13 protein-coding genes are annotated in these 12232 nt (G+C 73.2%); all 13 read left to right on the forward strand.

Annotated features, from left to right (window positions below; genetic code table 11):
• Window positions 1-8 precede the first annotated feature (8 nt).
• Window positions 9-266, forward strand: coding sequence for a DNA-directed RNA polymerase subunit omega (rpoZ, locus tag ACWGPE_RS14105; protein ID WP_231430904.1), 258 nt, complete (start codon window positions 9-11; stop codon window positions 264-266).
• Window positions 267-279: 13 nt separating this feature from the next.
• Window positions 280-1521: a bifunctional phosphopantothenoylcysteine decarboxylase/phosphopantothenate--cysteine ligase CoaBC gene (gene coaBC, locus ACWGPE_RS14110; RefSeq protein WP_452048927.1), complete on the forward strand. Its 1242-nt coding sequence runs from the start codon at window positions 280-282 to the stop codon at window positions 1519-1521.
• Entirely contained in the window at window positions 1518-2711 is a 1194-nt protein-coding gene (gene metK, locus ACWGPE_RS14115; RefSeq protein WP_231430906.1) for a methionine adenosyltransferase, read from the forward strand. Before coaBC ends, metK begins: the two co-directional genes overlap by 4 nt.
• Before the next feature lies 1 nt (window position 2712).
• Window positions 2713-4671 (forward strand): primosomal protein N' family DNA-binding protein, encoded by a 1959-nt coding sequence (locus tag ACWGPE_RS14120; protein ID WP_231430907.1) that lies wholly within the window; start codon window positions 2713-2715, stop codon window positions 4669-4671.
• Between the two features lie 58 nt (window positions 4672-4729).
• Window positions 4730-5662 (forward strand): methionyl-tRNA formyltransferase, encoded by a 933-nt coding sequence (gene fmt / locus ACWGPE_RS14125; RefSeq protein ID WP_452048930.1) that lies wholly within the window; start codon window positions 4730-4732, stop codon window positions 5660-5662.
• 43 nt (window positions 5663-5705) lie between these two features.
• The gene (locus ACWGPE_RS14130; RefSeq protein ID WP_374201115.1) at window positions 5706-7121 is read left to right on the forward strand and encodes an RsmB/NOP family class I SAM-dependent RNA methyltransferase; all 1416 of its coding nucleotides are present in this window, start codon (window positions 5706-5708) and stop codon (window positions 7119-7121) included.
• Window positions 7122-7188: 67 nt separating this feature from the next.
• The gene (gene rpe / locus ACWGPE_RS14135) at window positions 7189-7848 is read left to right on the forward strand and encodes a ribulose-phosphate 3-epimerase (protein WP_231430908.1); all 660 of its coding nucleotides are present in this window, start codon (window positions 7189-7191) and stop codon (window positions 7846-7848) included.
• A 29-nt stretch (window positions 7849-7877) separates the two neighbouring features.
• Window positions 7878-8141: a phosphoribosyl-ATP diphosphatase gene (locus tag ACWGPE_RS14140; protein ID WP_157424159.1), complete on the forward strand. Its 264-nt coding sequence runs from the start codon at window positions 7878-7880 to the stop codon at window positions 8139-8141.
• 43 nt (window positions 8142-8184) lie between these two features.
• Complete coding sequence (gene hisG / locus ACWGPE_RS14145; protein ID WP_231430909.1) at window positions 8185-9027, forward strand: ATP phosphoribosyltransferase; 843 nt, start codon at window positions 8185-8187, stop codon at window positions 9025-9027.
• Window positions 9028-9036: 9 nt separating this feature from the next.
• Complete coding sequence (gene hisF / locus ACWGPE_RS14150; RefSeq protein ID WP_231430910.1) at window positions 9037-9798, forward strand: imidazole glycerol phosphate synthase subunit HisF; 762 nt, start codon at window positions 9037-9039, stop codon at window positions 9796-9798.
• Window positions 9795-10184 (forward strand): phosphoribosyl-AMP cyclohydrolase, encoded by a 390-nt coding sequence (gene hisI / locus ACWGPE_RS14155; protein WP_231430911.1) that lies wholly within the window; start codon window positions 9795-9797, stop codon window positions 10182-10184. The genes hisF and hisI overlap by 4 nt, the downstream gene beginning before the upstream one ends.
• A gap of 42 nt (window positions 10185-10226) precedes the next feature.
• Window positions 10227-11750 carry an anthranilate synthase component I gene (locus ACWGPE_RS14160; protein WP_231430912.1) on the forward strand — a complete coding sequence of 508 codons (1524 nt, stop codon included), beginning with the start codon at window positions 10227-10229 and terminating at the stop codon, window positions 11748-11750.
• A partial coding sequence (locus ACWGPE_RS14165) for a Trp biosynthesis-associated membrane protein (RefSeq protein WP_452048928.1) occupies window positions 11747-12232 on the forward strand: 486 nt, incomplete at its 3' end. The genes ACWGPE_RS14160 and ACWGPE_RS14165, both read left to right, overlap by 4 nt.

The following is a 12232-nucleotide window of genomic DNA, read 5'->3' on the forward strand; positions in this document are numbered from 1 at the left end:
GTCATTCCATGGCTGAGAAGCAGTCCGGCATCATCGACCCGCCCATCGACGACCTGCTCTCGAAGGTCGACTCGAAGTACCAGCTGGTCATCTTCGCGTCGAAGCGCGCGCGCCAGATCAACGACTACTACGCCGACCTGCACGAGGGCAGCCTGTTCGACAACGTCGGCCCGCTCGTCGACTCGTCGATCGACGACAAGCCGCTCTCGGTCGCCATGCACGAGATCAACGAAGACAAGCTGCGGCTCCGCCCCCTCGGCGAGTGACGCCGAGGGCCGCATGACCCTCAACATCGTCGTCGGCATCACCGGCGGCATCGCGGCGTACAAGGCCGTCGGCGTCGTGCGGGCCCTCGTGCTCGCCGGGCACGACGTCCACGTCGTGCCGACCGAGGGAGCCCTGCGCTTCGTCGGCCGCCCGACGCTCGAGGCGATCTCGCGCAACCCGGTGCACACCGATCTCTACGAGGGTGTCGCCGAAGTGCGCCATGTCGCGATCGGCCAGGCGGCCGACCTCATCGTGATCGCGCCGGCGACGGCGAACACGATCGCGAAGCTCGCCGCCGGCCTCGCCGACGACCTGCTCGGCAACACGGTCCTCGCGAGCGAGGCGCCGGTCGTGATCGCGCCGGCGATGCACACCGAGATGTGGCGGAACCCGGCGACCCGGGCGAACATCGCGACCCTCGAGGCGCGCGGCGTCACCGTCGTCGGCCCGGCGGTCGGCCAGCTCACGGGCGCCGACAGCGGACCGGGTCGGATGGAGGAGCCCGAGGTCATCGTCGCGGCGGCGCTCGAGCGCGCGGCATCCCCGTCAGAGGGCGACCTCGCCGGACGCCGCATCGTCGTGACGGCCGGCGGTACGCGCGAACCGCTCGACCCCGTGCGCTTCCTCGGCAACCGATCGAGCGGCAAGCAGGGCGTCGCGATCGCCGAGGCGGCACGGGCCCGCGGGGCCCGCGTCACGCTCGTCGCCGCGAACCTCGAGATCGCCGAACCCGACGGCTGCGACGTACGCCGCGTGTCGAGCGCCCTCGAACTGCAGGCGGCGGTGACCGAGGCGGCGCAGGGCGCCGACGCGGTCGTCATGGCCGCGGCGGTCGCCGACTACCGGCCCGTGAGCGTCAGCGAGTCGAAGATCAAGAAGGATGCCTCGAACGACGGCCTCACTCTCGAGCTCGTCCGCAATCCCGACATCCTGGCCGGCCTCGGCGCGGCACCGCACGACGGCACGCTGCTCGTCGGCTTCGCCGCAGAGACCGAGCCCGACGACGACCGGCTGCTCGAACTCGGCCGGGCCAAGCGCCGGGCCAAGGGCGCCGACCTGCTCGTCGTGAACCGGGTCGGCTGGAGCGAGGGCTTCGCGACCGAGGAGAACGCGGTCGTCGTCATCGACGGCGACGACTCGATCGTCACACGGCTTCACGGAACGAAGGCGTCGGTGGCCGGTGGCATCCTCGACGTGGTTGTCTCGAAGCTGACGAGCACCGCCGAACGCACGAAAGAAGCCGACCCCGCATGAGCGCCCTCCGACTGTTCACCTCCGAGTCCGTGACCGAGGGGCATCCCGACAAGATCTGCGACCAGATCTCCGACTCGATCCTCGACGCACTGCTGGCGGTCGACCCGCACAGCCGCGTCGCGGTCGAGACGCTCGTGACGACCGGCCTCGTGCACGTCGCGGGCGAGGTCACGACCTCGGGCTACGTCGAGATCCCCGCGATCGTCCGCGAGCGGGTCACGTCGATCGGGTACGACTCCTCGGACGTGTGGTTCGACGGTCGCTCCTGCGGCGTCTCGGTGTCGATCGGCGGCCAGTCGCCCGACATCGCGCAGGGGGTCGACCACGCCTTCGAGGCACGCGAGCGTTCGAGCGAAGACGCGCTCGACCGGCAGGGCGCCGGCGACCAGGGCATCATGTTCGGCTACGCGACCCGCGAGACGCCCGAGCTCATGCCGGTGCCCATCTGGCTCGCGCACCGCCTCGCCGAGCGGCTCGCGCAGGTGCGCAAGGCCGGCGAGCTCGACTACCTGCGCCCCGACGGCAAGACCCAGGTCACCGTCGGCTACGACGGCCAGGTGCCGAAGACGATCGAGACCGTCGTGCTCTCGACGCAGCACTCGCCGGCGGTCTCCAACGAGCAGTTGCGCGCAGAGGTCGAAGAGCTCGTCATCCGCCCGGTGCTCGACACCGTCGAACTGGCCCGCCCCGAGCTCGCGGTGCTCATCAACCCGACCGGCCGCTTCGAGATCGGCGGGCCGCAGGGCGACGCGGGTCTCACCGGCCGCAAGATCATCATCGACACCTACGGCGGCGCGAGCCGGCACGGCGGCGGCGCCTTCAGCGGCAAGGACCCGTCGAAGGTCGACCGATCGGCGGCGTACGCGATGCGCTGGGTCGCGAAGAACGCCGTCGCGGCGGGGCTCGCGGACCGACTCGAGCTGCAGGTCGCCTACGCGATCGGCAAGGCCTCGCCGGTCGGTCTCTACGTCGAGACGTTCGGCACCGGTGCGCTGCCCGACGAGCAGATCATCGCGGCGATCCGCGAGGTGTTCGACCTGCGCCCGGCCGCGATCATCCGCGACCTCGACCTGCTCCGCCCGATCTACGCGCAGACCGCCGCCTACGGCCACTTCGGCCGTGAGCTGCCCGACTTCACGTGGGAGCGGCTCGACCGCGTCGCCGATCTCCGCACGGCCGCCGGGCTCTGAGGTGACGGGCGGCCCGGTCGCCAGGGTGCTCGTCGACTCGCCGCTGCCGCAGCTCGACCAGCTCTTCGACTACCGCGTGCCCGATCGCCTCGCCGAGGCCGCCCGGCCCGGCGTCCGGGTCCGGGTTCCGCTGCGTTCCGGGGGGCGGATCGCCGACGGCTGGCTCGTCGAGCTCGCCGCGTCGAGCGAGTACGAGGGCCGTCTCTCCGACGTCGACGACGTCGTGTCCGAGGTGCCGCTGCTGACGCCCGACGTATGGAGGCTCGCCCGCGCGGCAGCCGACCGTGCCGCGGGCAATGCGAGCGACATCCTGCGCCTCGCGATCCCGAGCCGGTATGTGCGGGTCGAGCGCGCGTGGCGTGCCGCCGAACCCGATGCCGGCCCGTTGCCTTCCGAGGCCGTCGCCGTCGGCGGCTTCGAACCCGGTGCCGTCGAGGCGGGCATCGCGGCCGGGGAGCGCTTGTCGCTCGCCGCCGACCCGCGACCGGTGCGACTGCCGAACGGCGAGTGGGTCGGGGCATGGGCGGTCACGCTCGCGCAGGCTGCCGCGCGCACGCTCGCGGGCGACCGGTCGAGCCTCGTCATCGTGCCCGACTACCGCGACCAGGAGCAGCTCGAGGCGGCGCTGGCCGCCGTCGTCGACCCGAGACGGGTGCTGCGCACCGACGCCAGGCAATCGGGCGGCGCGCGCTTCCGGGCCTTCCTCGACGCGACCGGCGACGCGGCTCGCATCATCATCGGCAACCGGTCGACGGTGTACGCACCTGCCGCGCGCCTCGGGCTCATCGCGATGTGGGACGACGGCGACGCGCTCCAGCACGAGCCGCTGTCACCGGGGGTCCACCCGCGCGACGCGGCGCTCATCCGCCAGGAGCAGTCGGGTGCCGCGCTGATCTTCCTCGGCCACACGCGAAGCGTCGAAGTCGAACGGCTCGTCGAGATCGGCTGGGTGCGCCACGTCGCGTCGCACCGGCACACCCGGCCCCGAGTCATCCTGACCGAGCAGCAGTCGAGCCCCGAGCCGGGGTCGGCGCGCATCCCGTCGACCGCGTGGCGTCAGGCGCAGGAGGCCGTGCGGGAGGGCCCCGTCCTCGTGCAGGTCGCCCGTCCCGGGCACACGCCGATGCTCGTGTGCGACCGCTGCCGCGAACCCGCCCGGTGCGCCGCCTGCGGCGGCGGCCTCGCCGTGCCGCGGTCGGGCGGTGTCCCGCGCTGCACGCTCTGCGGCGCGAGCGCCGCCTCCTGGACGTGTCCCGTCTGCGAGTCGACGAAGCTCCGCGCCGCGACCGTCGGAGCCACCCGCACCGCCGACGAGCTCGGGCGAGCCTTCCCTCGGGCGAAGGTCGTGCTCTCCGACGGCGAGCGCCCCGTGCTGCGGGTCGGTCCAGAACCGGCACTCGTCGTCGCGACCCGCGGGGCCGAACCCATCGCCGACGGTGGATATCGTGCGGTGCTGCTCCTCGACGGCGAGCGGATGCTGCTGCGCGAATCGCTCCGCGTCGCGGAGGACTGCCTGCGCTGGTGGTCGAACGCCGCGGCCCTCGCCGCGCCGGGCGCACCAGTCTTCCTCGTCGGCGTCGCGGGCGCGCTTGCGCAGACGCTCGCCGGCTGGCGCCAGCTGGAATGGGCCGGCACCGAGCTCGCCGCCCGCCGGGCGCTGCGATTCCCGCCCGCGGTGCGGGTGGCGAGCGTCACCGCCCCGCACGCGGGCGTCGAGCGGGCGATCACCGCGTCGAAGGCGGCCGCCCCCGGCGTCGACGTGCTCGGTCCGACCCCCGCCGAAGAAGACCTCGAGCGGGCGATCGTCCGCTTCGACTACGGTGCGGGCAACGCCGTCGCGAAGGCGCTGCGGGCCGAGATGATCACGGTCGCGACCGAACGGCGCCGACCGGTGGGCGGTCGCCCGCCCCGCCGGCCCCGGGTGCTGCGCGTCCGCTTCGACGATCCCGACGTGCCGTAGCCGCACGTCGCCGAGCGAGCCCGTCGTCGGGATCCGGAAGAATGGCCGGGTGAACACCCTGCGCCTCGTCTTCGCCGGAACGCCCGCCCCGGCCGTGCCCAGCCTCGAACGCCTCGCCGCGGGCCCCCACGAGATCGTCGGCGTCGTCACGCGGCCCGACGCCCCGCTCGGCCGCAAGCGAGTGCTCACGCCGTCGCCGGTGGCGGCCGCGGCCGAGCGGCTGGGGCTTCCCGTCGTGAAGGCCGCCCGACTCGACGACGCGGCGACGGCCGGCATCGAGGCGCTCCGTCCCGATCTGGGCGTCATCGTCGCGTACGGCGGTCTCGTGCGCGAGCCGCTGCTCTCGCTGCCGCGACACGGGTGGATCAACCTGCATTTCTCGGCGCTTCCCGCCTGGCGCGGGGCCGCTCCCGTGCAGCACTCGATCATCGCCCGCGACGCCGAGCTCGCGGCATCCGTCTTCCAGCTGGTGCCCGAGCTCGACGCGGGCGACGTCTTCGCGGTGCACCGGCGTCCGGCCGCCGACGGGCTGACCGCCGGCGGCGCCCTCGAGCTGCTCGCCGACGAGGGGGCCGAGGTGCTCGCCGCGGTGGTCGATGGCATCGCCGGCGGCACGGCGGTCGCGGTGCCGCAGGCGGGCGAGCCGAGCTTCGCGCCGAAGCTCACGATCGACGACGGCCGCCTCGACTGGACGGGTGACGCACGCGCGGTGCTCGCGAGGTACCGCGGGGTGACCCCCGAACCGGGTGCGTGGACGACGATCGGCGGCGAACGGCTCAAGGTGCTCGAGGCGCGGCCGGTCGAGTTCGGGCAGGCGGGGGAGCAGGGCGTGCTCGCCCCCGGCGAGCTGCGCCCCGAGCGCCGGCGCGTGCTCGTCGGCACCGCGACCGAGCCCGTCGAGCTCGTGCGCGTGCAGCCCGCCGGCAAGGGCGCGATGGCCGGGGCCGATTGGGCACGCGGACTCGCGCCGGAGACGCGCAAGCTCGAGTAGCGGCGCATCGCCGGGCCGCGCCGGCGCCGCGTACAGTTGACGGGTGAACGACGAACGCCGCTCCCGCAGGCCCGACCGCAGACGCGCACCCGCGCAGGTCAGGGTGTCGCCGCCGCGCATCGTCGCATTCGAGGTGCTCGAGGCCGTCCGCGACGACGAGGCGTACGCCAACCTGCTGCTGCCGAATCGCATCGAGCGCTCCCGTCTGACCGAAGCCGACGCCGCGCTCGCGACCGAGCTCACGTACGGGACCCTCCGGATGCTGGGCTTCTACGACGCGGTCATCGCGATCGCCGCGGGCCGTCCCGTCGACCGCATCGACCCGCCCGTGCTCGACGTGCTCCGCCTCGGCGTGCACCAGCTGCTCTCGACTCGGGTGCCCACGCACGCGGCCGTCAACGAGCAGGTCGTCATCGCGAAGCGCGTCGCGCCGACGGCGAGCGGGTTCGTGAACGGCGTGCTCCGCACGATCTCCCGCACGAGCGCCGAGGAGTGGCGCGACGCGGTCGCCGCCGAGTACGACGGCGACGCCCGCACGGCCGTGCTCGCCTCCCACCCCGAGTGGGTCGTGCGCGCCCTGCGCGCCGCGCTCGACGGCGAAGGTCGCGCCGACGAACTCGATGACCTGCTCGAGGCCGACAACGCCGCTCCGCGGGTGAACCTCGTCGCCCTGCCGGGTCTCGGCGACGAGGATGCCGCGGCGCTCGGCACCCCGAACCGTTTCTCGCCGATCGGCTTCACGGCCGACCGGCCGCTCGCCCTCGTCGCCGCGCACGAGGGCCGCGTCCGCGTGCAGGACGAAGGGTCGCAGCTCGCAGCACTCGCCCTCACGAGGGCGGCGCCGGTCCGTCCGGGGGAGCGTTGGCTCGATCTCTGCGCCGGCCCCGGGGGCAAGACCGCGATCCTCGCGGCGGAGGCGCTCGCCGCCGATGCGACGCTCGTCGCCAACGAACTCGTGCCCGCCCGGGCAGAACTCGTGCGCCGCGCGATCGCCGGCGTCCCGCTCGAGGTCCACGTCTCCGTCGGCGACGGACGCGAGACCGCGGCCGTCGCACTCGGTGCGGAGGGCGGCTTCGATCGCATCCTGCTCGATGCGCCGTGCACCGGACTCGGCGCGCTCCGGCGCCGGCCGGAAGCACGCTGGCGCAAGCAGCCCGCCGACGTGCCCGAGCTCACGAGGCTCCAGGGCGAGCTGTTCGACCATGCCGTGCGCCTGCTCGCACCCGGCGGCGTCCTCGCCTACGTCACCTGCTCGCCGCACACCGCCGAGACGCGCGGCACCCTCCGCGCGGGGCTGCAGCGCCACCCCGAGCTCGAGCAGCTCGACACGCGCGCGGTGCTGCAGTCGGTCGCGCGCGAGCAGCTCGATCTCGCCGGCGACGCCGAGACCGTGCAGCTGTGGCCGCACCGGCACGGCACCGACGCCATGTTCATCGCGCTCGTCCGCCGCAGCGCCTGAGGGCGGCACCACGCGGCCGAGGTCGGCGCCGGCACGAGGCATCCCGCCGCTGGCTAGGCTGCTGCCCATGACGACGCGCATCAACCCGAGCATCCTGGCCGCCGACTTCGCGAACATCGAGCACGAGCTCACCCGCATCGCGACCGCCGACCTGGTGCACGTCGACGTCATGGACAACCACTTCGTGCCGAACCTCACGTTCGGTCCGCAGATGGTCGAGCGCATCCAGGCGACGAGCCCGATCCCGCTCGACGTGCACCTCATGATCGACGATCCCGACCGCTGGGCGCCCGGCTACGCGGAGCTGGGCGCTGCGAGTGTGACGTTCCATGTCGAGGCCGCGAGCGATCCCGTCGCCGTCGCTCGCCGCCTGCGCGAGATCGGGGCCCGAGCCGGCATCGCACTGAAGCCCGGGACCGAGGCCGAGCCCTTCCTCGAGGTCCTGCACGAGTTCGACCAGGTGCTCGTGATGACGGTCGAGCCGGGGTTCGGCGGGCAGTCGTTCATGCCCGAGACCATGCCGAAGCTGCGGCGCGTGGCCGACGCCGTTCGCGCTCGCGGCCTCGACGTGTGGCTGCAGGTCGACGGCGGCGTCACGGTCGACACGATCGGCATCGCGGCCGAGGCGGGGGCCGACACGTTCGTCGCCGGCTCGGCGGTGTTCCGCGGCATCCCCGAGGACCAGATCGCCGCCCTGCGGGCCGCCGCAGCGACCCACGCGCACTGACCCCTCGCCGCCACCGGTAGTCTGTGAGCGTGAAGACCTTCGACGAACTCTTCGTCGAGCTGAGCGACAAGGCCCGCACCCGCCCAGAGGGTTCCGGCACCGTGCGCGAGCTCGACGCCGGCGTGCACGCCATCGGCAAGAAGATCGTCGAAGAGGCCGCCGAGGTGTGGATGGCCGCCGAGTACCAGAGCGACGCCGAGACGGCCGAAGAGATCTCGCAGCTGCTCTACCACCTGCAGGTGCTCATGCTCGCGAAGGGGCTCTCGCCGGCCGACGTGTACCGACATCTCTGATCGCGCCATGCCCGATCAGTTCCGTCGACACGAAAGCTCAGACATGCTCAGAATCGCCGTGCCCAACAAGGGTTCGCTCGCCGAGACCGCCGCGCAGATGCTGTGGGAGGCCGGGTACACCGGTCGCCGGGACCAGCGCGACCTGCACACCGCCGACCCGCGGAACGGGGTGGAGTTCTTCTACCTGCGGCCGCGCGACATCGCGACCTACGTCGGGTCGGGCGCGCTCGACGTCGGCATCACCGGTCGCGACCTCCTGCTCGACTCCGGGTCGGATGCCTCGGAGATCGCCCCGCTCGGTTTCGGCGACTCGACCTTCCGGTTCGCAGGCCCGGCCGGCCGGTTCGCCGAGCTCGGCGACCTCGAGGGCGTCCGCGTCGCGACGAGCTATCCCGGCCTCGTCGGCGCCTTCCTCACGGGCCGGGGCGTCACCCCGTCGAAGCTCGTGAAGCTCGACGGCGCGGTCGAGTCGGCCGTGCGGCTCGGCGTGGCCGACGCGGTCGCCGACGTCGTGTCGACGGGTGCGACCCTGCGTCAGGCCGGGCTCGAGATCTTCGGGCCCGTCATCCTCGAGTCCGAGGCGGTGCTCATCGGCTCGGGCGTCGACAAGCCCGGCGCGGCGACGCTGCTGCGGCGCCTCCAGGGCGTCCTCGTCGCCCGGCAGTACGTTCTCCTCGACTACGACGTGCCGGTCGAGCACCTCGAGCAGGCGACCGCTGCGGCGCCCGGCTTCGAGTCGCCGACGGTGTCGCCCCTGCACGACCCCGAGTGGGTCGCCGTGCGCGTCATGATCCCGCGCGTCGACATGAACCACGTGATGGACGAGCTCTACGCCCTCGGCGCTCGTGCGATCCTCGTGAGCGCCATCCACGCGGCACGGTTGTGAGGTGAGCGCATGAGCCTCGCCGTCCGCGTGATCCCGTGCCTCGACGTCGCCGCCGGCCGCGTCGTGAAGGGCGTCAACTTCCAGAACCTGCGCGATGCCGGAGACCCCGTCGAGCTCGCCGCCCGCTATGCCGAACAGGGCGCCGACGAGCTGACGTTCCTCGACGTGACCGCGACGGTCGACGACCGGTCGACGACCTACGACATGGTGCAGCGCGTCGCCGAGCAGGTGTTCATCCCGCTCACCGTCGGCGGCGGCGTGCGCTCGACCGACGACGTCGCGCGGCTGCTCGGCCACGGCGCCGACAAGATCGGCGTGAACAGCGCGGCGATCGCCCGGCCCGCGCTCGTGGCCGAGATCGCCGACCGCTTCGGCGCGCAGGTCTGCGTGCTGTCGCTCGACGTCAAGCGATCCGAACGCACCGAGTCGGGCTTCGTCGTGACGACCCACGGCGGCCGCACCGAGACCGACCTCGACGCGCTCGAGTGGGCCCGGCGTGCGATCGGGCTCGGCGCCGGCGAGCTGCTCGTGAACTCGATCGACGCCGACGGCACGAAGCAGGGCTTCGACCTCGAGCTCACCGCCCTCATGCACGAGCTGTCGACGGTGCCCGTCATCGCCTCCGGCGGCGCGGGTCGCGTCGCCGACTTCCCGCCCGCGATCGCAGCGGGCGCCGACGCGGTGCTCGCGGCCTCGGTCTTCCACAACGGCGAGCTGACGATCGGCGAGGTCAAGCAGGCGCTCGCGGCCGACGGAAGGATCGTGCGATGAACGAGAACCCGTCGACCGCGGAGCAGGCGCTCGAACGTGCCGTCTTCAATGATCAGGGGCTCCTGCCCGCCGTGATCCAGCAGTGGGACACCGGCGAGATGCTCATGCTCGGCTGGATGGACCGCGAGGCGCTGCGCCGCACGCTCACGGAGGGCCGGGTCACGTTCTGGTCGCGCTCGCGCCAGGAGTACTGGCGCAAGGGCGACACGTCGGGCCACGCCCAGTACGTGCGCTCGGCCGCGCTCGACTGCGACGCAGACACCCTGCTCGTGAAGGTCGAGCAGATCGGTGCGGCCTGCCACACGGGCACCCGCACCTGCTTCGACGGCGACCCGATCGACGTCGTGCAGGGGCGGCTTCCCGATGATCCGGCGCCTGTCGGCTGACGGACCGGCCACCCCGACCGACACACGCGACGAGGAGACACGATGACCGCCACGACGACCTTCGACGAGTTCTCGGGCCTGCTCGCCGGCCGTCGGGTGGTGCCCGTCGTGCGCGAGCTCTTCGCCGACGGCGAGACCCCGGTCGGCATCTACCGCAAGCTCGCCGAGGGGCGCCCGGGCACCTTCCTGCTCGAGTCCGCGGAGCAGGGCGGCATCTGGTCGCGCTACTCGTTCGTCGGCGTCTCGTCGTACGGCGTCATCACCGAGCACGACGACCGCGTCGAATGGCACGACCACGGGCTGTCGGCGGAGCGGGCGCTCGGCGAGGCATCCCGGCTGCCGCCGCTCGCGGCGCTCGAGGCGCTGTTCGAGCGCTGGCGCACGGAGGACGTTCCGGGCGCGCCGCCGCTGACCGGCGGCCTCGTCGGCTTCATCGGCTGGGAGGCGGTGCGCCAGATCGAGCACCTGCCCGACCGGCCGCCGGCCGAGTCCTCGATCCCTGGGCAGGCGTTCGCGTTCGTCGCCGAGCTCGTGGTCATCGACCACCGCACGGGCACCGTGCAGCTCATCGCCTCGGTGCTGAACGACACCGGCGCCGACGCCCGCGAGCTGTGGGACGACGCGCAGGAGCGCCTCGACCGCATGCAGCGGGGCCTCGCCACCCCGGCGGAGGCGTGGCTGGCCGAGATCGACCTCGCCCGGGCCGCGACGCCGACGCATCGCACCGCAGAGGCCGACTTCCTGGCGGCGGTGGACCGGTCGAAGGACTTCATCCGCGACGGCGACGTCTTCCAGGTCGTCATCTCCCAGCGATTCGAGCACGAGGCGACCGCGCCGGCGCTCGACGTCTACCGGGTGCTGCGCAGCCTCAACCCGAGCCCCTACATGTACTACCTCCACCTCGAGGATGCAGCGGGCGAGCCCTACTGGATCGTCGGGTCGTCGCCCGAGGCCCTCGTCAAGGTGCAGCACGGACGCGTCTTCACGCACCCGATCGCGGGATCCAAGCCCCGCGGTGCGACCCCCGAGGAGGACGCCGACCTCGAGGCGGCGCTCGTCGCCGACCCGAAGGAGCAGGCCGAGCACCTCATGCTCGTCGACCTCGCGCGCAACGACCTCGCGAAGGTCTGCGCAGCCGGCTCGGTCGAGGTGACCGAGTTCATGCGGGTCGAGCGGTTCAGCCACATCATGCACCTCGTGTCCTCGGTGGAGGGCGACCTCGAGCCCGGTGTGAACGCGATCGAGGTGTTCCGGGCGACGTTCCCCGCCGGCACCCTCTCCGGCGCGCCGAAGCCGCGGGCGCTCGAGATCATCGACGAGCTCGAACCCGCCCAGCGCGGACTGTACGGGGGAGTGGTCGGGTACTTCGGATTCGGCGGCGACGCCGACCTCGCGATCGCGATCCGCACGGCGGCGATCTCGGGGGGTGTCGCCCGCGTGCAGGCGGGTGCGGGCCTCGTCGCGGACTCCGACCCCGCGAGCGAGTTCGAGGAGTCGCGCAACAAGGCGGCCGCGCCGCTTCGGGCCGTCGCCGTCGCCAACGCGATGCGGAGGGTGGAGTCGTGAGCCGCGCCCGCATGAAGCTCCCCGCGATCATCGCCTCCGTGGTCGGATCGGGCCTCGCCCTGCTGGCATGGAGCCAGACCTGGTTCGGCCTCGTCCTCGCGAGCGGCACCGGCGCGCACGTGAACGCCGAGGTCATCGCGGTACCCGGCAGCGTCGCCTCCCCGGCGCTGGCCGCGCTCGGCCTCGCCGGCCTCGCCCTCGCCGCGGCGCTCGCCCTCGCCGGTCCCGCGATCAGGGTCGTGCTCGGCGTGCTCGAGATCGTGCTGGGCGGATGCCTCGTGCTCGCCGCCTGGCTCGCACTCGCCGACCCCGTGGCCGCCGTCTCGGCGTCGGTCACCGAGGCGACGGGCGTCGCCGGCGACGGACCGACGGCCGAGCTCGTGGGCGCCGCCGTGGCGACCGCCTGGCCCGCCGTCGCCGTCGTCGGCGGCGTGGTAGTGGCCGCCCGCGGCGGACTAGTGCTGGCCACAGGGCCCCGCTGG

Source organism: Agromyces sp. NPDC055658 (assembly GCF_053618155.1).

What these genes read in the sequence shown, in the direction of transcription:
- ACWGPE_RS14160 (WP_231430912.1), top strand. Translation starts at nt 10,227, where the DNA reads ATGACCGCCACGACGACCTTCGACGAGTTCTCGGGCCTGCTCGCCGGC.
- rpe (WP_231430908.1), top strand. Translation starts at nt 7,189, where the DNA reads ATGACGACGCGCATCAACCCGAGCATCCTGGCCGCCGACTTCGCGAAC.
- metK (WP_231430906.1), top strand. Translation starts at nt 1,518, where the DNA reads ATGAGCGCCCTCCGACTGTTCACCTCCGAGTCCGTGACCGAGGGGCAT.
- rpoZ (WP_231430904.1), top strand. Translation starts at nt 9, where the DNA reads ATGGCTGAGAAGCAGTCCGGCATCATCGACCCGCCCATCGACGACCTG.
- hisI (WP_231430911.1), top strand. Translation starts at nt 9,795, where the DNA reads ATGAACGAGAACCCGTCGACCGCGGAGCAGGCGCTCGAACGTGCCGTC.
- hisG (WP_231430909.1), top strand. Translation starts at nt 8,185, where the DNA reads ATGCTCAGAATCGCCGTGCCCAACAAGGGTTCGCTCGCCGAGACCGCC.
- coaBC (WP_452048927.1), top strand. Translation starts at nt 280, where the DNA reads ATGACCCTCAACATCGTCGTCGGCATCACCGGCGGCATCGCGGCGTAC.
- hisF (WP_231430910.1), top strand. Translation starts at nt 9,037, where the DNA reads ATGAGCCTCGCCGTCCGCGTGATCCCGTGCCTCGACGTCGCCGCCGGC.